General features: G+C 64.6%; 18 protein-coding genes and 1 pseudogene. 3 read left to right on the plus strand and 16 right to left on the minus strand.

The genetic code is table 11. The features are described 5' to 3' along the window. Positions 1 to 65: 65 nt before the first annotated feature. The 3 genes from H9K76_RS11885 to H9K76_RS11895 all read left to right on the plus strand — a co-directional run bounded on the left by H9K76_RS11885 (position 66) and on the right by H9K76_RS11895 (position 2,115). Complete coding sequence (locus H9K76_RS11885) at positions 66 to 1,367, plus strand: NCS2 family permease (protein ID WP_187595656.1); 1,302 nt, start codon at positions 66 to 68, stop codon at positions 1,365 to 1,367. Between the two features lie 177 nt (positions 1,368 to 1,544). Then, complete coding sequence (locus H9K76_RS11890) at positions 1,545 to 1,802, plus strand: type II toxin-antitoxin system RelE family toxin (RefSeq protein WP_187595657.1); 258 nt, start codon at positions 1,545 to 1,547, stop codon at positions 1,800 to 1,802. Further along, positions 1,786 to 2,115, plus strand: coding sequence for a helix-turn-helix domain-containing protein (locus H9K76_RS11895; RefSeq protein WP_187595658.1), 330 nt, complete (start codon positions 1,786 to 1,788; stop codon positions 2,113 to 2,115). Before H9K76_RS11890 ends, H9K76_RS11895 begins: the two co-directional genes overlap by 17 nt. Positions 2,116 to 2,135: 20 nt before the next feature. Here H9K76_RS11895 and H9K76_RS11900 read toward each other — a convergent pair whose 3' ends face one another. From H9K76_RS11900 to H9K76_RS11975, 16 genes and pseudogenes are all read right to left on the minus strand, one after another. Further along, positions 2,136 to 3,179, minus strand: coding sequence for an LD-carboxypeptidase (locus tag H9K76_RS11900; protein WP_425489701.1), 1,044 nt, complete (start codon positions 3,177 to 3,179; stop codon positions 2,136 to 2,138). Between the two features lie 101 nt (positions 3,180 to 3,280). Further along, a complete protein-coding gene (gene tadA, locus H9K76_RS11905; protein WP_246474979.1) occupies positions 3,281 to 4,693 on the minus strand; it encodes a tRNA adenosine(34) deaminase TadA in 1,413 nt (470 codons plus the stop codon). A gap of 3 nt (positions 4,694 to 4,696) precedes the next feature. Further along, the gene (locus tag H9K76_RS11910) at positions 4,697 to 5,032 is read right to left on the minus strand and encodes a hypothetical protein (RefSeq protein WP_343066205.1); all 336 of its coding nucleotides are present in this window, start codon (positions 5,030 to 5,032) and stop codon (positions 4,697 to 4,699) included. Positions 5,033 to 5,214: 182 nt separating this feature from the next. After that, on the minus strand, positions 5,215 to 6,492 hold the full coding sequence (locus tag H9K76_RS11915) for an MFS transporter (protein WP_187595660.1): 1,278 nt from the start codon (positions 6,490 to 6,492) through the stop codon (positions 5,215 to 5,217). Positions 6,493 to 6,537: 45 nt separating this feature from the next. Further along, entirely contained in the window at positions 6,538 to 7,578 is a 1,041-nt protein-coding gene (locus H9K76_RS11920) for a porin (protein ID WP_187600609.1), read from the minus strand. A 54-nt stretch (positions 7,579 to 7,632) separates the two neighbouring features. Continuing rightward, positions 7,633 to 8,592, minus strand: a complete 960-nt coding sequence (locus H9K76_RS11925; RefSeq protein ID WP_187595661.1) for a PDR/VanB family oxidoreductase — start codon at positions 8,590 to 8,592, stop codon at positions 7,633 to 7,635. Continuing rightward, on the minus strand, positions 8,589 to 9,617 hold the full coding sequence (locus tag H9K76_RS11930) for an aromatic ring-hydroxylating oxygenase subunit alpha (RefSeq protein ID WP_187595662.1): 1,029 nt from the start codon (positions 9,615 to 9,617) through the stop codon (positions 8,589 to 8,591). The genes H9K76_RS11925 and H9K76_RS11930 overlap by 4 nt, the downstream gene beginning before the upstream one ends. 51 nt (positions 9,618 to 9,668) lie before the next feature. Next, positions 9,669 to 9,890: a recombinase-like helix-turn-helix domain-containing protein gene (locus H9K76_RS11935; protein ID WP_187595663.1), complete on the minus strand. Its 222-nt coding sequence runs from the start codon at positions 9,888 to 9,890 to the stop codon at positions 9,669 to 9,671. A gap of 64 nt (positions 9,891 to 9,954) precedes the next feature. Beyond that, complete coding sequence (locus H9K76_RS11940; protein WP_187595664.1) at positions 9,955 to 10,944, minus strand: Bug family tripartite tricarboxylate transporter substrate binding protein; 990 nt, start codon at positions 10,942 to 10,944, stop codon at positions 9,955 to 9,957. Positions 10,945 to 10,962: 18 nt separating this feature from the next. Further along, positions 10,963 to 11,924: pseudogene (locus H9K76_RS11945) on the minus strand (VOC family protein). A gap of 12 nt (positions 11,925 to 11,936) precedes the next feature. Further along, positions 11,937 to 13,427: an aldehyde dehydrogenase gene (locus H9K76_RS11950; protein ID WP_187595665.1), complete on the minus strand. Its 1,491-nt coding sequence runs from the start codon at positions 13,425 to 13,427 to the stop codon at positions 11,937 to 11,939. A gap of 23 nt (positions 13,428 to 13,450) precedes the next feature. After that, positions 13,451 to 15,115, minus strand: coding sequence for a thiamine pyrophosphate-binding protein (locus tag H9K76_RS11955; protein ID WP_187595666.1), 1,665 nt, complete (start codon positions 15,113 to 15,115; stop codon positions 13,451 to 13,453). Next, positions 15,108 to 15,908: an SDR family oxidoreductase gene (locus H9K76_RS11960; protein WP_187595667.1), complete on the minus strand. Its 801-nt coding sequence runs from the start codon at positions 15,906 to 15,908 to the stop codon at positions 15,108 to 15,110. Before H9K76_RS11960 ends, H9K76_RS11955 begins: the two co-directional genes overlap by 8 nt. After that, positions 15,901 to 16,761, minus strand: a complete 861-nt coding sequence (locus H9K76_RS11965) for an IclR family transcriptional regulator (RefSeq protein WP_187595668.1) — start codon at positions 16,759 to 16,761, stop codon at positions 15,901 to 15,903. Before H9K76_RS11965 ends, H9K76_RS11960 begins: the two co-directional genes overlap by 8 nt. Before the next feature lie 11 nt (positions 16,762 to 16,772). Next, the gene (locus tag H9K76_RS11970) at positions 16,773 to 17,309 is read right to left on the minus strand and encodes a cupin domain-containing protein (RefSeq protein ID WP_187595669.1); all 537 of its coding nucleotides are present in this window, start codon (positions 17,307 to 17,309) and stop codon (positions 16,773 to 16,775) included. 16 nt (positions 17,310 to 17,325) lie between these two features. Beyond that, on the minus strand, positions 17,326 to 18,102 hold the full coding sequence (locus H9K76_RS11975) for an SDR family oxidoreductase (RefSeq protein ID WP_187595670.1): 777 nt from the start codon (positions 18,100 to 18,102) through the stop codon (positions 17,326 to 17,328). Between the last annotated feature and the right edge of the window lie 170 nt (positions 18,103 to 18,272).

The following is an 18,272-nucleotide window of genomic DNA, read 5'->3' on the forward strand; positions in this document are numbered from 1 at the left end:
TTTCAACCGTTGCGCCGCTCGGGGTTCCCCAAACCCCATTGAAGAAAACAACACGGAGACACCACATGAACTGGACCGAACGGGTGTTCAAGCTCAGCGAGCACAACACCAACATCCGCACAGAGCTGATTGCCGGCCTGACCACCTTCCTCACGATGGCCTACATCATGTTCGTCAACCCGTCGATCCTCGGCGACGCGGGCATGCCCAAGGGCGCGGTCTTCGTGGCCACCTGCCTTGCCGCGGCGCTGGGATCGACCATCATGGCGCTGTATGCCAACTACCCGATCGCGCTCGCACCGGGCATGGGCCTGAACGCCTATTTCGCCTACGTGGTCGTGCTGCACATGGGCTTCACCTGGCAGGCAGCGCTCGGCGCGGTCTTCGTCTCCGGGTGCCTGTTCCTGCTGGTGACCGTATTCAAGCTGCGCGAACTCATCATCCGGGGGATACCGCAGTCGATACGGGTCTCGATCACCGTGGGCATCGGCCTGTTCCTGGCGCTGATCGCGCTCAAGAGCGCGGGTCTCGTCGCCAAGTCGGACGCCACCTTCATCACCCTCGGCGACCTGCACTCCGCCCCCGTGGTGCTGTCCTCGCTGGGCTTCCTGCTCATCGTGACGCTGGACCGCCTCAAGGTTCCCGGCGCCATCCTGATTGGCATCCTGGCCGTCACCGTGGCCTCGTTCATCTGGGGCGGCAATGAATTCCACGGCGTGTTCTCCGCCCCGCCGTCGATCGCCCCGACCTTCCTGCAGCTGGACATCAAGGCCGCACTCTCGGGCGGCATCCTGAACGTGATCCTGGTGTTCTTCCTCGTCGAACTGTTCGATGCCACCGGCACGCTGATGGGCGTGGCCAAGCGCGCGGGCCTGCTCGTGCCAGGCCGCATGGAGCGTTTCAACCGCTCGCTGCTTGCCGACAGCTCGGCCATCTTCGCAGGCTCGCTGCTGGGCACATCCAGCACCACCGCCTATGTCGAAAGCGCCTCGGGCGTCCAGGCCGGTGGCCGCACGGGCCTCACGGCCCTCACCGTGGCCGTGCTGTTCCTCGCCTGCCTGTTCATCGCCCCGCTGGCCGGCGCCGTGCCTGCCTACGCCACCGCGCCCGCCCTGCTGTTCGTCGCCTGCCTGATGCTCAAGGAGCTCACCGAGATCGACTGGAGCGAAACCACCGAAGCCATCCCGGCCGTGATCACCGCGCTGATGATGCCCTTCACCTACTCCATCGCCAACGGCCTGGCCTTCGGCTTCATCTCCTACGCAGCCATCAAGCTCCTCACGGGCCGCGTGCGCGACGTGCACTGGATGGTATGGGTGATCGGCGGGGTGTTCCTCTTCAAGTTCATCTACCTCGGCGGAGGCTGAATGTTCTGAAACGAAGCGCGTACCGCTTTAGATAGAACAAAACGGCAACGGCAGCCATGCAGAGAATCTGCGGGCTGCCGTTGCCGTTTGTCATTCGTGCTTGTAGGCGCTCTCCGAATCACAGAGGCAATATTAGCCAAAGCTTGATTAATCTAATATTTTCCTTCTAAAATACTCATGAACCGCATTTTCTGGCAGTCCAAAGCACTGAAGCAGATGCGCAAGATCCCGGCCCACCTTGGCAAGGCAATTCGCGTTGCAGTGGATGAAGAACTGGTCGATTTAAGTACCGCCCGCAATGTCAAAACGCTGATCAACCACGTTTATGGCTATCGATTGCGAGTCGGCAACTACCGGGTCTTTTTTGAGTGGGATGGCGCCATTCGCATCATCACCATTGAAGAGGTGAAAAAACGCGATGAACAAACCTATTAGCTTTCAAACCATCCGAGGATCGGATGGTCGGCCCGCATTCGTGGTGGTGCCCTACGATGAGTTCGTCAAGAACTACACCCAAGCCAATGATCTGGTGCCCAACGAAGTAGTCAAGCTCGTATTCGATGACAACATGACGCCTGCAAAGGCGTGGCGTGTCCACCTTGAAGTCACTCAAGCCGAAATGGCATTGCGCATGGGCATCACTCAAAGTGCCTATGCTCAGCTCGAACGCAGCGAAAAGCCTCGCAAAACTTCACGCGAGAAAATGGCAACTGCACTTGGCATCCGCCTCGGTCAGCTCGACTTCTGAGCCGACCTCAGCGGCCTTGCTCAATGTGCGTGCCCCCAATACACCAGCGCGTCACGCCCTTCCACCGACAGCGACACCTTGGCGCCCACCGGCAGCAGCACCTTGGTGGCAACGTGGCCGAACGGCAGGTTGGTCAGCACCGGCGCCTTGATCTGCGAGCGCACCCAGTCGATGGCCGTCTGCAGCTTGTAGCCCTTGTCGTGCGGCGCAAGACGGTACCCCGTGAACTGGCCCATGATCACGGCCTTCTGGTTCTTGAGCACACCCGCCTGCAACAGCTGGGCAAACATGCGCTCCACGCGATAGGGATGCTCGGCCACATCCTCGAGGAACAGGATGCCGCCCTTGATCTGCGGGAAGTAAGGGGTGCCCAGCAGTGAGCACAGCATGGCCATGTTGCCGCCCCAGAGCGTGGCGTCCTTGAAGTACACGTCACGCACGGCAGGCTTGCCGTTTTCGAGCGGCTTCTCGTGGTTCATGCGCCAGCCGCTGCCCTCGCCGTGGCCCGTGAACAGGTCCTGGAGGCAGTCCAGCATGATGTCGTCGGGCTCGCCCTCCACCCCCAGGTCGGCCACGAGCGAGGGGCCGGACCAGCTCATGGCACCGGTCTGCGCCAGCAGCGCGTTCTGGAAGGCCGTGAAATCACTCTGGCCGATGAAACGCGTGCCCTTCTCCACCGCCTTGGCAACCGCCTTGTACCTGATGCCCGGGAGAATGCGCGAGAGGCCGTAGCCGCCGCGCGAGATCAGCGCAACGTCGGCGCCGCTGGCGGCAGCGCGATGAATGGCGGCAAGGCGGGTTTCGTCATCGCCCGCGAAGCGGGTGCTGCGTGCGAGCGCGTCCTGGTCGATCTCCACCTCATGCCCCATGGCCTTGAGACGTGCCACGCCCCGCCGGAACGCGGCCTTGTCGAGCACGGCGCTGGAGGGTGAATAGATATAGATATGCTGCGGGCCGTGGTTGTGGCCGCAGGCGGCATGGTCATGATGATCGTGTTCGTCATGACCATGGGCGTCATGGTCGTGCTCGTGATCGTGATCTGTTTTTTGTTTGGTAGCCAAGATGAAACCCGGGCGCGTTGGACGCCCGCTCCGAAAGGTGATGGACCGGCAGATGGCACAGCCTTGCGTCCGCAGGGGACGAGCGCTGGAACTGCCTCAGTTGCTCAGAATGGGGTGAAGTATTCCATAGCACGCAAGGCCACGCTGGCGCCATGTTGTGATATGAAATGCCCGAGGTCGGGAATCACTGCAATATCGCCTGCGCCGCGAATGCGCTGACGCAGCCGCTGGGCTGCGCCGTGATCGACCAGGAGATCCTTGCCGCCCGAGATCACCAGCGACCGGCCCAGCCACTCGTCGCGCCAGAAATCCATCACTTCGCGAGCCTGGGCGGCGTCCCGCGGCTCGAGTGCAAGGTCGGCAAATGCACGCAGCGCGGCGCGATAGCCCCCGTCCGGAAACGGGGCATCGCAAGCAATCCACTCGGATCCGGCAACGACCTTGTCCGCGCGCGCCATCTGCTCGCCGATCGCCAGGCGCGGCTTGCGCGCGATGTGCTCGGTCCATGTCCTGAGCGCCTTGGGCGTTTCCAATGACGGCTCGGGCAGCCACGCATTGATGGCCAGCAAACCCACAAAGCGTTCGGGAGCAGCCAAGGGCACGCCCAGGCCCACCAGCCCGTTGAGCCCATGCGTGACCAGTACCAGGCCGTGCAGGTCCAGGCGCTCGATCAACTGCTGGACCACGCGCACATGCCAGTGCTCGCTGTGCGCCGCCTCCTTCTTGGGCTTGTCGCTCTTGCCAAAGCCCGGCAGATCGATGGCAACCACGCGATCCCCGGCTGCCAGCAACGCGGGAATCATGTGGCGGAACTCGTGGCTCCAACTCGGCAGGCCATGCAGCAGCAGCCAGGTCCGTGCCGCATCCCTGGGGCCTTCGTCGATGAAATGCAGGCGCAGGCCATCCAGGGCGGGCAGGTCGCTCACATAGTGCGACTGCCAGGAGTAGTCCGTGAGTCCCGCGAATGCCTTGTCCGGTGTTCGCAGCGCGTCCTCGCGCAGCGGATGGGCTAGCCGCCGCTCCTCCTTCTGTTCGCTGCGCCTTTGCCGGAAGAACTCGCTCAGAGCCATGCCGCACTCATCGGCCAGCACACCGCCCTGAATCCGGGTCTGATGATTGAGCAGTGGCTCGGCGAACAGATCGACCACCGATCCCGCCGCGCCCGTCTTGGCGTCCGCCGCGCCAAACACCACGCGCGGCAGGCGCGCATGGAGCATGGCGCCGGCGCACATGGGACATGGCTCCAGCGTCACATAGAGTGTGCAATCGTCGAGCCGGTAGTTGCCCAGGATCTGCGCGGCCGACCGCAGCGCGGCGATCTCCGCGTGCGCCGTGGGATCATGCAGGGCGATCGGTGCATTGCGGCCTTCCGCGATCACGCGGCCGTCCTTGACCAGCACCGCGCCCACAGGCACTTCCCCGGCCTGCGCCGCGTCCTGCGCGAGGGCCAGCGCCAGGCGCATGCCCTGCTCGTCGCTTTCGCACACCATGCCGATCAGCATCTGCCCGCCCGCCATGGATTACTGGGCCTCCTTGTCGAGCCGCTGCTGTTGCTGCTGCAAGGCAGAGTCGAGTTGTTGCCGGAATTGCTCCTGCACCTGCTGCCCCTGATCGCGCACGCTATGAGACGCACCCTCGCCACCCGATGGCGCCGACAACGGTGCGGGCACGGCCACCCGGGCTGCGCTCAATTGTTTCTTGGCAAGCACGCCCACGACCGCCAGGGCCACCAGGATCCCCACCAATCCAAGTCCGAATCGCATGACGCTCACCCCTCCAGCCCGGCGTGCCGTGTCGACCGGTCGGGCGCGTTCAAGCCCGGCAGAGGCATCCCATGCGATGCAGACGTGGCGCATGGGATGCTGTCATGGTCATTGGATCGGAGTGTTGTGGACAGGTGCATGAGGGGCTCGCCGCCCGGGGATTCCTGGCGGCAGAAGGTGGAGAGCAAGGCAGACTGTAGCGCATGCACCCCCTTCCCATGCGTATTCCCTCGGCGTTTCCGACCTGCCCGGCACGCGCTATCGCGCTGCGCTGGTCAGTGTGCGATCTCCACCACCTTCGCGGGATGCGCCCTCTCCTGCTGCCACAGGGTCAGGCCGCAGATCGCCACCACCGCCATGGCACCGATCAGCGCGCTGAATCCGGCAAAGAAGCCCCCGCCGCTGGTCTTGGAGTTCATGCCGATGATCGCGCCCATGATGGCCGGCATGAAGCCCGCCACCAGGCTGCCCACGCCGTTGACCACGCCGTAGGCGCTCGCGATGTGCTCGGGGCGCGAAAAATGCTGCATGGTGCTGGGAATGGCCGGGCTCATCAGGCCCCAGCAGAAATTGGCGGCAACGAGGCAGATCGCGGCGGTGTAGCGGTCCTGCACATTGATGGCCAGCAGCACGGCCGCCGCCACGCCCAGGCTGCCCCACACGAAGATCAGCGGCACCTTGCCGCGCGGAATCCGGTCGATGATCACGCCACCGATGAACACGGCGACCACGGTCGCATATTGCGGAAGTGACGCGAGCCATCCCATCTCGCGCAGCGAGAAGCCACGCGACTCCTTGAGATACGCCGGCAGCCAGTTGCTGCTGCCCCAGAGATAGCTCAGGAAGGCTGCGGTGAGAATCGTCACCAGCAGCAGATGGCGTGTCTGCAGAGCGCCGCGAAAGATGTTGCCGATGGAGGCAAACACCTCGCCCGGCGAATGCGCCTGCTTCACCGCGTTCTCGATCCGGGGCATCCGCACGAAGGCCAGCACCAGCGGAATGCCGATGGCCACATTGATCACGCCCAGGATGTGGAACGAGGTTTCCCAGTCGTGCGCGGCCAGCAGGTAGCCGATCAGCGGGTATCCCAGCGCCAGTCCCAGGCCCGTGCCCATGTTGACCAGCGAGTTGGGCTTGCCATTTTCCTCGCTGGTGAAATGCGCCTTGATGTAGCTTGCGGCCAGCGCGAACAGCGGCCCTTCCGAGAGCCCCAGCAGGATGCGCGATGCCAGCAGCAGGCCGTAGCTGTGGAACACGGGCGAGACGAAGGTGACCACGCCCCACAGGACGAGTCCGATGATCAGGCTGCGCCGCACGCCGAGCAGCGCCACGTAGAACGGCGTGAGCAGCACCGACGACACACCGTACCCCACCATGAAGGCCGTGGCCAGCAGGCCCTGCCGCGTGCGGTCATCCGCCGTAAGGCCGATGTGGTCGAGAAAGTCCTTGTCAACGATCAACACAGAAATGTTGATGCGGTCCACGTACGAAATGGCGACGATGATGAAAAGAGTGATGACACCCCACCACCGCAGGTTGCGTGATTCATTCATGATGGAAATCGATTGGCTTGTCGGTGGAGGGGGCAATCAGCGCGATCAGAAGAAGTGGCGGACACCCAGATCAATGCCGTTGGAGCTGCCGCCCAGCGTGGTTCCAGGCGCCGCCAGGCCCTGCACCCCGATGGATTTGTTGGCACCGGACTTGTTCTTCACATAGCCCACATTCACATAGGCCTGCGTGCGCTTGGAGAAGTTGTAGCCGTAGCCCAGCCCCAGCTTGTTCCAGTCCGCGTTGCTGTGTGCCGTGTCGTAGTGGCCGATGGAGGCCTTGAACTCGCTCGCACCCATGGGCATGACGGCACCGAGCTGGATGGCCGTGACCTTGAGATCGCCGCGTTTCTCGGTGGCCCACAGCAGCATGGGCTTGACCACGCCCAGGTCGTAGGACGCGCCGACGTTGCTGGCCTTGAGGTCGTTGACCGGCTGATCCCCCCAGAGCTTGCCCGTGGCCAGCGCCACGTTCAAGGCGCCCTTCTGATAACCGAGGCGCGTGCCCGCATACTTGCCCTGCTGGGGGCCGGATGCACGCTCGCCCGGAGCGAACTGCAACTGGCCGTAGAACCCACCCATCTCCTTGGGCAGGAAGTAGCTGATGGCGTTGCTGATCTGGATCGGCGCCCCGCCCGCCGCCGTGGCCACGCCCGGAATGCCGAGCATGGTGAACGCCATGGTCTGGCCCACGCCGTTGGTGAGAAACGGGTCGAAGATCAGCGTGCTCAGGAACGTGGCGGAGTCATCGCGGCCCAGGCGTACTTCGCCGAAGTTGCCCATCAGGCTCACGGTGGAGCGGCGATTGAAGGTGAGCCCGCCGCCCGTGCCCTTGCCACCGCCGACGTCGGGGTCCATGCCCGCCTCGAGCCAGAAGCCCGCCTTCAGCCCTCCCCCCAGGTCTTCCGTGCCGCGAAAACCGAGGCGGCTGATGTTCGCACCGCCCGTGGACAGGCCGAAACGCGTGTCGCCCGAACCGGACAGGCGGGTGATCGCCATGTCGACGACACCGAAAATCTGCACCTGGGATTGGGCCGCCGCGGATCCGGCAAGCGCCAGCAGGCCCATGGCCATCAAAGTCTTCTTCATCATGTTGTCTCCAGAGTAGTAGTCGTAGTGGTTGTGGTTTGAAATGGGGAGCGTTCAGAGGTCGAGCACCAGCGTGGGCGACTTGCAGCCGGAGACACAGATCATCATCACCTTGTTGCTCGCGCGTTCGCGGGCACTGAGCATGGAGTCGCGATGGTCCGGAACGCCTTCGAGCACACGGGTTTCGCAGGAGCCGCAGACGCCTTCGCAGCAGCTGTGGTCCACGTCCACACCCGCGTCGAGAACCGAGTCCAGGATCGACTTGCCCGGTTTGATCTCGATGAACTTTCCGCTCTTGCGCAGTTCCACGGTGAACTCGTCGCGTGCGTCGCTGGAGGCAGCCACCTCCACGGGCGTGAAGCGTTCGATGTGCACGTTGGGATGGCCCAGTTCCGCGCAGAATTTCTCGAACGCATCGAGCAGCGGCGCCGGCCCGCAGGAGTAGTGATGCGTGCCGGCATCCGGCGCACGCCTGGCGAGCAGCGCGCGCAGATCGGGTGGCCCGCCGGCTTCGCTGTCGAAGTGCAGGTGCAGCGGCATGCCCATGGCCTTGAGCTCATCGAGGAAGGCCGCGCAGCCCGGCTCGCGCGCAAAGTAGAACATCTCGAACGGCTTGCCGAGACTGGTGAGCCTGCGCGCCATCGAGAGCAGCGGCGTGATGCCGATGCCGCCCGCGACCAGCACGGTATGGCTCGCGTTCTCGTCGAGCACGAAATGGTTGCGCGGCTCCGAGATGGTGATGGGCTTGCCCACGCGCAGGTCCTCGTGGACGCTGCGCGAGCCGCCCCGGCTGGCGCGGTCGCGGAGCACGCCGACCACGTAGCGGTTGGCGTCGTCGCTGGAGTTGGACAGCGAGTAGCTGCGCACCAGCCCGTTGGGCAGATGCAGGTCGATGTGCGACCCCGGGGTGAACGCGGGAAACTGCGTTCCCTCCACGGGCCGAAGTTCGACGCTCATCGTGTCCCTGGCTTCATACCGGAGGGTATGAACGAAGGCGGACAACGTGTTGCTCATGATCCCGATGCCTCCACTTGCTCCTCGGCAAGGTGCTTCAGGTGGCGGCGCAGGCGCACAAGGCCGATGTCATGCTGGTAGAGGTTCTCGCGCGAATTCGCATCGGGCTCCATCTGCTCCATCATGATGCGGTCCTGCTCCAGCACGGCCCAGTGGCGTGCCTCCAGGCGGTTGCGGTAGAGGAAACGCCAGGTGCTGCGCATCCAGTCCGAGACCTTGCGGCAACGCCAGAAGAACACCGCGCAAAGTTCGGCGTTGATCGGCGTGACGCAGCCCACGATGGCGAAATTGCCGCCAGGGCCACCGGTCTTCGGATAGGGAATCTCAAGCCGCATCCAGTGGCAGCCGGTGTCGGCCCACTCCGTCCAGTCGAAGTTGATGCCGCGCTGGCCTACCTTCTCGAACACGAAGCCGTTGTCGGTCTCGCGCACCTGGAAGCTGGCCTTGCTATCGCCCTCCGACATGGAGTGCGACTGCTTGTGCAGGAAGGTGCCATGCATCGGGTCCATGACGTTGTCGAGTGCGTAGCGATAGTCCGAGCGCCACTCGGCATAGCACAGGAAATTGGAATACGCGTCCGAGGTGAGCTCCTCGGGCAGCACCAGCGGCTTGGGTTCCTTCGCGTAGTCATCGCTGTTGTAGATGAAGATGGCACCAAAGGCTTCCTTCACATGGAAGGCCTTGGCCGCATGCTGACCTTCAAGCTTGCAACCCGGGCTGCCCGGAACCTTGGTGACCATGCCGTCGCAGCGTACTTCCACGCCATGGTAGGGACAGGCAATGCGATCGCCCAGGATGACGCCCTGCGACAGCGGAGCGCCACGGTGCGGGCAATGGTCTTCCAGCGCGTGGACCTGGCCAGCGCCGTCGCGCCACAGCGCGAGCTTGCGGCCCATGCGCTTCATGGAAACCGGCTGGTCCTTGACGAAACCCGATGGGCACACGGGATACCAGAGATCTTTCAACCCGTTGTCGAGCACCGTCTGCACGGGATCCACGGAAATGGGGATGGTTCGTGAGTTCATGATGTTGTTCCTCTAAGGCGTTGGCTGTGGGGTCGCTCGATGGATGAACGCTCAATCGCCCAGGCGCTTCATCAGCGCCTGGAAGCCTTCTTCGGTCCATGCCTCGCCGCGCTCGCCCGAAGGGCCGACACGGTTGAGATAGGCCACCAGCTCCGGCAAGGTGGTGACGCCTTCGCCGAATGCGCGTTCGATCGAATCGCCCAGCAGGTCTTCGAAGAGCGTCGGCATGCGGGTCCGTGCCTGATGGGGTTCGAGATATCGTTCCTGGGACATGGGGTGCTCCTTCGCCAAGTACAAACAAAGAATTTTTTTAGGAATGGATGGGTCGGATGGAGGCTCAGTCGGCCTGGATGCCGAGCTCCTTGATCACGCCGTCGAAACGCTGGTAGTCGGCCGCATTCACCTGCGCAAGGCGTGCGGGCTCGCCACCTGCGGGCAGCGCGCCGAACGTGGCCATCTTGGAGGCCACGTCGGGCATCTTGAGGATCTCGTTCATGTGGCCATTGATGAGCTTGACCAGTTCCGGCGACATGCCCTTCGGGCCGAAGAGACCCTGCCAGGCGGAGACCTCGACGCCCTTGTAGCCAAGCTCCGCGAGCGTGGGTACGTTGGGCGCAAGCGTCGAACGCTGCCGGTCCGCCACGCCCAGGATCACGACCTTGCCATTGGGCACATAGGGCTCGATGGGGCCGAGCGTCATGTACGTCACAGGCACGTGGCCGCCGATCAGGTCGTTCACCGCCGGTGCCACGCCCTTGTAGGGGATGTGCAGCAGCTTCGCTCCGGAAACCTTGTTGAACATCTCGCCCAGGATGTGCATGGGCGAGCCGGCGCCGGGCGATGCGTAGCTCAGCTCGGTCTTCCGGGACTGCTCGACCATCTGCTTGACATTCTTGAGCCCGCTTGCACCGCTCACCGCAACCACCAGCGGCTGCGAGCCGGTCTGGACGATGGGCGTGAAGCCATTGAGCACGTCATAGCCGCTGCCCGAACCGGGCTTGAGCACGAACTGGGCAATGGAGAAGGTGCTCGGTGCGAGCAGCAGCGTGTAGCCGTCGGGCGCGGCCTTCGAGACGAGGTGCGTGCCGATGGTGCCGCTCGCGCCGGGGCGGTTGTCGACGATGACGGGCTTGCCCAGGCGTGTGGAGAGCTTGTCGGCGTACAGCCGCGCCATGGCGTCGGTGTCTCCTCCAGCCGGATAGGCCACGATCAGCGTGATCGGCTTGCTCGGGTATGCGGCCTGCGCGTGGGCGGCGGAACCACACAGGGCCGCAGCCAATGCGGCGGCGGTGACAGAAAATACCTGGCGACGAGATTGCTTGGTCATTTCAGTGGTCCTCGAAAATCAATGGCGTTTGTCAGTGATGAATTTGCCGTCCTGCGCGCCCGCGCCCTTCTGGCGGCGGGTATTGCCATCGATGCCTCCATCGATGGCCCACTCGGCAAATACCGTGGGGCCGGGCTCGAACTCGCGCGGCTGCCATTGCTCCGTGAGCTGGTCTTCGTCGGCGTAGTACTCGACCAGCGCACCGGCCGGGTTCTTGAAGTACCAGAAGTACGCCGACGACACGGGATGGCGCCCCGGCCCGAGTTGCGTGTCCCAGCCGCGGCGCGAGATATGCATGCCGCCGCCGAAGACTTCATGGATGTCGCGCACGGTGAAGGCCACATGGTTCAGGCCCGCATCGCGTGCGGGACGCTGCAGCAGGAAGATGTCGTGGTGCCCCCGTTGGCCGCGCAGCGCATGAAGGCGCCACGGCCGGGGTAGCGATCCGATGTCTCGAAGTCGAAGTGCTCGTGGTAGAAGCGCTCGCAAGCGTCCACGTCCTTCACGAAGAACACCACGTGGCCGACCTCCACGGGCTCTGCACGGTCGTAGGCCGGGCTGGCGGCATCGATGCGCCCCTTGCGGCTCCACGTGTTGTACTCGGCGCTGGGCAGTTCGACGTCGCGCTTACGCGTGACCTGAAAGCGCACCGACAGGCCATTCGGGTCGGTGCAGCCGATGCGGCCATCCGCCTGGGCGAAGCCCGGCAGACCCTGTATGCGCCCCGCATACTTCGCGAGATCCGCCGCGGTCTCCACGCCCCACACCACCTCGCGCAGCGTCGGCCCCTCCTCGATCGCGGCGGGCAGGCCGGGCTTGTCGGCATCGGCAACGATGACGCGGCAGCCATTGAGGGTTTCGAACACCAGTTCGTCGGGCTGCTCGCCCACCAGTTTCAGGCCCCAGTCCAGGAAGAACTCGCGGCACCTGGGCAGGTCCTGCGCGCCGTAGGTGATTTCGTCAATGCCAAGAACGCTCATGATTCGATTCCTTCAGTTCGCCCAGGGGATGGGCTGCTCGTTCGTGCCCCAGTACATGCTCTTCTGCTCCATGTACTGCTGGATTCCCAGGCGCCCCTTCTCGCGGCCCAGGCCGCTGTCGCGCCAGCCGCCGAACGGCGTGGAGATGGAGAATTGCTTGTAGGTGTTGATCCACACGGTGCCCGCCTGCACGGCGCGCCCGATGCGCCATGCCTTGCGGTAGTCACCGGTCCAGATGCCTGCGGCCAGTGCGTAGATGCTGTCGTTGGCCTGCGCGAGCAGGTCGTCTTCGCTGTCGAAAGGCATGGCGACCAGCACGGGGCCGAAGATTTCCTCCTGGCTGATCGTGGCGCGGTTGGTCAGGCCTTCGATGATGGTGGGCAGGTAGTAGTTGCCCTTGTCGAGGCCGCTGCCTTCGGGGCGCTTTCCGCCGGTGCGCAGCCGGCCGCCTTCGGCAAGACCCGTGGCCACGTAGCGCTCGATGGACTCGCGGTGCCGGGGCGTGATCAGCGGTCCCATCTGCGTGCGCTCGTCGCTGGGATCGCCCACGCGCAGGGCCTGCGCCTTTTCGGCCAGGCGGTCCATGAACTCGTCGTAGCGCGAGCGCGCCACGAAGAGGCGCGAGCCTGCGATGCACGACTCACCCGAAGAGCTGAAGATGCCGTAGAGCACACCGTTGACGGCATGGTCGATGTCCGCATCTTCGAGCACCATGGTGGCGGACTTGCCGCCCAGCTCCATCGACACCGGCATCATCTTGTCCGCAGCGATGCGGGCAATGTGCTTGCCGGTGCTGGTGCCGCCCGTGAAGGAGACGCGGCGCACCAGCGGGTGTCGCGTGATCGCATCGCCGATCACGGAGCCACGGCCCGGCAGCACGCTGATCATGCCGCGCGGCACGCCCGCCTCTTCGCAGATGGCGGCCAGCTCCAGCGCCATGAGCGGCGTGACTTCGGCAGGTTTCACGACCACGGCACAGCCGGCAGCCAGCGCGGGGGCGAGCTTCTGCGCCTCGCTTGCGATGGGCGAATTCCATGGCGTGATCGCCGCGACCACGCCCATGGGCTCATGCACGCTCATGGTGAAGTAGGCGCCGCGTGAAGGCGTGAGCTCCTCTTCCATGGTTTCCAGGGCGCTGCCGAAGTACTGGAAAGTACCGGCCGCGCTTGCCACCAGTGCGCGGGTTTCGCTGATCGGCTTGCCGTTGTCCAGGCGCTGGCGCTGCGCGAGCGGCTCGGCCCGCTCACGAATGAGCTGGGCGACACGGAACAGCACATGGGCGCGTTCGTGCGGCTTTCTCTGCGCCCAGCCGCTGGTGCGAAACGCATGGTCGGCCGCCTCGATGGCCTCGTTCACGTCGTCAAGGCTGGGGGCGCGCAGGCGCGCCACCACTTCCTGCGTGGCGGGGTACAGCGTCTGCGACTCGTCGCCGCGCCCCAGGCGGCGCTCGGCACCGATCATGATCGGAAGCAGTTGATCGCTTTCAGTGATCAGAAAACTCATGCTCTTGCTCCTTGGTGCGCCTGTCAGGAAACGACCTTGGTCGGCGGGCCTGCGAATGCCGTCTTGAAGGTGCCGATGGCGGGCATGTCGATCTCGACGAGGAACGGACCATTGCTGTCCAGCGCGCGCCGGAGCACGTCGCCGACCTGGCTCAGGTCGCTGACCTTTTCATGTGCAAGCGCGATCGACTTGCACAGCTGCGCGTAGTCCGGCGTGTGCAGGTCGACATAGCAGCGGCGGCCGCCGTATTGCGCGTCCTGGATGTTCTGGATCACGCCGTACTTGCGGTCGTTCATCAGCACATACACGACGGGCGCCTTTTCCTGCACCGCGCAGGCGAGCTCGCCCAGGTTGAGAATGAAGCCGCCATCGCCCGACAGCGCAACCGTCTTGCGGCTCCTGTCATGCGTGGCCGTGCCGATGGCCGCGCCAATGCCCATGGCCAGGCCCTGGCCGATGCCGCCGCCAAGCGCGTGCACGCCGGCCTGCGCATCGAATACGCGCAGTTCACGATTGCCCCAGGTGCTGTTGGAGACCGTGACGTCGCGCACCCAGTTGAAGTTGCGCCCGGCAGCCTGCTGAATGGCCTGCACGAGCTGTCCATAGGGGCCGAGTCCGTCGATCAACGACTTGCGCGCTTCCTGGTGGGCCGCATCCAGATCGGCCGCGAATGCCGGGTCGACCTTCATCCGTCCTTCGAGCGCATCGGCCAGCGCGTCGAGCGCCAGCGCGGAGTCCGCACAGACAAAGCCCTGCGTTTCATAGCCGCGGCCGTCTGCGGCGGGATCTGCATCGATACGGAACAAAGGACGCGGCAACTTGAGCTGATATTTCAGCGTCTCGTTGCCGCGCAGACGCGATCCCACCACCAGCATGGCATCGCAGGTCTGATAAAAGTTTTCGACGGGCTTGTGCAGGTTGTACGAGCCGAGAGAACGCGCGTCATCCTCGGGAACGATGCCCCGGCCCTGCGTGCTGGTCACGACGCCGAAGCCCATGTCCATCAGGCGCTTCACCGCCTTGCCCGCCCGGCGCGCACCGCCTCCCAGCCACAGCAGCGGACGCCTGGCGCCGGCAAGCTGGTTGGCCAGGTCGGCAATGGCTTCCTTGTCCACCTGCACCTGCGGCACATGCAGCGGTGCCCAGTCCGTGGGCTCGTCGATCAGCGCGGCCTGGATGTCGATCGGGATCTCCACGCTCACAGGGCCGCTCGGTGCGGTCAGCGCAATCTGCACGGCCTTCTTGATGACGGGCAGCGCGGTCTGCACGCTGCGCACGCGAAAGGCGGCCTTCGAGACGGCCTTGAGCATGGAAAGCTGGTCGGGCGCCTCGTGGATGTACGCCAGGTCCTGATCCAGGTAGGGGGTCTCGATCTGGCCTGTGAGATGCAGCAGCGGCGTCCCTGCAGTGAGCGCTTCGACCATGCCGCCCGCGGCGTTGCCCGCGGCGGTGCCGGTGCTGGTGATCGACACGCCCAGGCTTGCCGTGGAACGCGCGAACGAATCGGCCATGTTGGTCGCACCGGCCTCGCCGCGCGCCATCACGAAGCGGATCTTGCCGTACTCGTGGATCGCGTCCAGGATTGGCATGTTATGGATCGAGATCACTCCGAATGCAGCCCGCACGTCGCAGTGCTCGAGAAATTTGGCGATGGCTGCGCCGACTGTGATTTGGGATTGCTTAGGCATGGCGGGAAAGACCTCCAGAAACGTCGATATGGCTGCCAGTTGTGTAGGAAGACATGGGGGTGGCAAGGAAAACGATGGCGCGCGCGGCTTCGGCCGGGTGGCCGAGCCGGCCAAGAGGAATGGACTTCTTCGCGGCAAGCGCACCACTCCACTGCTCCCAGCTCTGGCTTCTGTCCTCGCGGGCCTCGAAACGGCGGCGCCATTGGCCCGACTCGATCAGGCCGACCAGGATGCCGTTGACGCGGACTCCCTTGGGGGCGAACTCGGTCGCCATCGAACGCACCAGGTTCTTGATGCCCGCACGCGCTGCCGAGGTCGCCACCATGTGCGGCTCGGGCTGCGAAGCAAGCAGGGAGTTCACGCAGACGATGGCGCCGCTGCCGCTCGCCTCGAGCTGCGGCAGACAGGCCCGCGTGGGGTTGAGGATGGAGAAGAACTTCAGGTGCAGCTCCTCCGTCCAGGCCTCATCCGTGGTGTCCGCGAACGTGGACACCCGGCCCTGGCCCGCGTTGTTCACCAGGATGGAGATCCGGCCCAGGGCCTTCTCGGTCTCGGCGGCGAACTGCGCCATCTCCGCGGCCTCGAGCACGTCGCAAGTGCGTGCGAACAGGCGTTCACGTGCCTGCGGAACCTGCGCGTGCAGATGATTCACGGCTTCCGCCAGTCGGGACTGGCTGCGCCCGCAGATGGCCACGCGCGCGCCCTGCTCCAGCAGCAACTCTGCGGTTGCCAGGCCGATGCCGGAGGTGCCTCCCGTGACGACAGCCGTGGCATCCAGTGGGATTTCACGCATGCTTGACTCCTGTGCGCCCCGTGGGCGCGGAAAAAACGGGCAGCCGGTAGTCGGCGCGGTAGTTCAGCCGCGTCGACAATTCGGCGGCCGCGGTACAGACACTGGAAATCAGCGCCTCGGTATCGGCGCCGTCCATGCTGGGAGTGGAGAACGTGGAGCCCAGCGTGGCCACCACGCGCTCGCTGGCGTCAAAGACAGGGGCCGCCACGGTGGAGATCGACTTTTCGTAGAAGCCTTCGCTGAAGACATAGCCGCGCCGACGATCCGCATCCACGAGCGAGAAGAGCGCATCCACGCTGGTGGGTGTCGCTGGCGAGAAGCTCTGCAGGCTCTCCCGTCCGTACAGTCCTTCCAGTTCGGCGTGCGACAGATCCGAGAGCAGCACCCGGCCAAATGCCGTGGCGTGCGCCGGCAGGCGCGTTCCGACACGCACCGAGCTCGTGAGGGGCGTGGGCGGCGTCACCTTGGCAACGTACACCACCGACCGGCCGTCACGCACCACGATGTTGCATGGCACCTTGAGCTCGTTGCACAGCCCCTGGATGACGGGCTGGCCCAGTTCCGTGAGATCCATCGACGCCAGAAACTCGAAACCCAGCCGCAGCACGGAAAGCCCGAGCCGGTAGTCCTTGCTTCCCTCTCCCGCCGGTTGCAGATACCCCATGGCCTCCAGCGTGTTCAGCAGGCGGAACACCGTTGCGCGCGGCAGCCCGAGGCGGCGCGCCAGCTCGGGCGCGCCCAGCGTCGTGTTGCCACGGCCGAATTCCTGCAGTACGCACAGGCCCCTCTCCAATGCGGGAACCATGTACTTCTCGGATTCGACCGGGTCGCCGGCGTGTGGATGCTGGTGCATGGGGCGTCCGTTCAGCGCTTGATGCTGGCGAGCGGATGGTCGGCCGGATAGGTCGGCGTGATCGGCTTCTTCGCACCCAGCATCACGCACATCAGGGCGTCCTCGTCCCCGATGTTGATCTCCTCGCGATACACCCCGGGCGGCACCGAGACCACATCGCGGTCCGTCAGGATCGTCTCGAAGCGCTCCCCATCCTTCTCCAGCACCAGCTTGAGCTTGCCCCGGATCAGGAAGAACACTTCCTCCACGTCCGTGTGCAGGTGCGAGGGGCCTTCGTTGCCCGCCGGAATCACCATCGTGGAGAACGTGAAGTGCTCGGCCGCAATCGTGTTGCTGTCCGCCGCAACCCCCGTGCCGCCCGTGCCGATGTAGCGCATCTGGCCACGGCGGTACTTCGGATCGAAGTCCGCCTGGAACTTCAGTGCGTCGAAGTCGTACTTGCGCGTGGAAAACCGCGCTACCCGCGACTCCATCCATTGACCGAAGCTCGCTCCCTCCGGCCTGTCCCAGCTGCGGGGCTCCGATGATTGCTGTGCTGCATTGCTCATGGACGTTCGCTCCTTTTCAATTCATGACAAAACCGCCGTTGACGGCGAGTACCTGGCCCGTGACGAAACGGGCACCATCGGACATGGCATAGACCGCTGCCCCGCTCACGTCCTCGGGTGTCTGCTGGCGCTGCAGGGCACGCTGGTCCACATAAAGCTGATGGCGCGCCTCGGGCACGTATTGCGTCGCCTCCACCAGCACCAGGCCGGGAGCGATGGCGTTCACCGTGATGTTGTCCGGCCCCATCTCGCGGGCCATGGAACGGGTCATGGCCATCACCGCGCCCTTGCTGGCTACGTAGGCCATGAGGTTCGGGGCGCCCCACATCGCCGTGTCGGAGGCCAGATTCACCACTGCGCCCCGCCCGCTCTCGCGCAATGCGGCGCGACAGGCCTTGGTCATGAGCCAGACCCCGCGCACGTTCACGGTCATCACCTGGTCCCATTTGTCGATCGCGATGTCGTCCATCCCCTTGCCGCCGGAGTCGGTGACGGCGGCGTTGTTGAGCAGGCCGTCCAGCCCGCCCAGCGTTTTGACCACATCGTCCGCACAGCGCTCGATGGCCTCGGGGCTGGATACATCCACTTCAAAGCCCGATGCATCAAAGCCGCGCTCGCGCAGTTGGCGAACCGATGCGTCCAGTTGCTCACGGCGCAGATCCGCGAGCGCAACACGTGCGCCCTGGCGGCACATGGCCTCGGCAAATGCGAATCCCAGGCCGCGCGCGGCGCCGGTGACGAGGATGCGGCGCCCTGCGAGCAACGGGCTGGATTGGATGGTGTCAGCGGGCATTCTGTTGAACTCCTAACGTTTCACTAATGAATCATTGATTGACTCTTGAAACAACGAGGGCAGTTTAAAAGCCAACTTGATCGAGGTCATACAGTGTTTTCCCTAGTTCCGATGAACGAAGCCTTGCCCGGCGTTCAACGGGTGTAGGCCATGGCTTTTGCAACGCACGA

This window comes from Diaphorobacter ruginosibacter (assembly GCF_014395975.1).
Classification (GTDB): Bacteria; Pseudomonadota; Gammaproteobacteria; order Burkholderiales; family Burkholderiaceae_C; genus Diaphorobacter_A; species Diaphorobacter_A ruginosibacter.

Coding starts and splice junctions, on each gene's coding strand:
- H9K76_RS11885 (WP_187595656.1), top strand. CDS start 66: ATGAACTGGACCGAACGGGTGTTCAAGCTCAGCGAGCACAACACCAAC.
- H9K76_RS11915 (WP_187595660.1), bottom strand. CDS start 6,492: ATGAATGAATCACGCAACCTGCGGTGGTGGGGTGTCATCACTCTTTTC.
- H9K76_RS11965 (WP_187595668.1), bottom strand. CDS start 16,761: ATGCACCAGCATCCACACGCCGGCGACCCGGTCGAATCCGAGAAGTAC.
- H9K76_RS11950 (WP_187595665.1), bottom strand. CDS start 13,427: ATGAGTTTTCTGATCACTGAAAGCGATCAACTGCTTCCGATCATGATC.
- H9K76_RS11910 (WP_343066205.1), bottom strand. CDS start 5,032: ATGCGCCACGTCTGCATCGCATGGGATGCCTCTGCCGGGCTTGAACGC.
- H9K76_RS11955 (WP_187595666.1), bottom strand. CDS start 15,115: ATGCCTAAGCAATCCCAAATCACAGTCGGCGCAGCCATCGCCAAATTT.
- H9K76_RS11970 (WP_187595669.1), bottom strand. CDS start 17,309: ATGAGCAATGCAGCACAGCAATCATCGGAGCCCCGCAGCTGGGACAGG.
- H9K76_RS11975 (WP_187595670.1), bottom strand. CDS start 18,102: ATGCCCGCTGACACCATCCAATCCAGCCCGTTGCTCGCAGGGCGCCGC.
- tadA (WP_246474979.1), bottom strand. CDS start 4,693: ATGGCGGGCGGGCAGATGCTGATCGGCATGGTGTGCGAAAGCGACGAG.
- H9K76_RS11960 (WP_187595667.1), bottom strand. CDS start 15,908: ATGCGTGAAATCCCACTGGATGCCACGGCTGTCGTCACGGGAGGCACC.
- H9K76_RS11940 (WP_187595664.1), bottom strand. CDS start 10,944: ATGACCAAGCAATCTCGTCGCCAGGTATTTTCTGTCACCGCCGCCGCA.
- H9K76_RS11920 (WP_187600609.1), bottom strand. CDS start 7,578: ATGAAGAAGACTTTGATGGCCATGGGCCTGCTGGCGCTTGCCGGATCC.
- H9K76_RS11895 (WP_187595658.1), top strand. CDS start 1,786: ATGAACAAACCTATTAGCTTTCAAACCATCCGAGGATCGGATGGTCGG.
- H9K76_RS11925 (WP_187595661.1), bottom strand. CDS start 8,592: ATGAGCAACACGTTGTCCGCCTTCGTTCATACCCTCCGGTATGAAGCC.
- H9K76_RS11930 (WP_187595662.1), bottom strand. CDS start 9,617: ATGAACTCACGAACCATCCCCATTTCCGTGGATCCCGTGCAGACGGTG.
- H9K76_RS11890 (WP_187595657.1), top strand. CDS start 1,545: ATGAACCGCATTTTCTGGCAGTCCAAAGCACTGAAGCAGATGCGCAAG.
- H9K76_RS11935 (WP_187595663.1), bottom strand. CDS start 9,890: ATGTCCCAGGAACGATATCTCGAACCCCATCAGGCACGGACCCGCATG.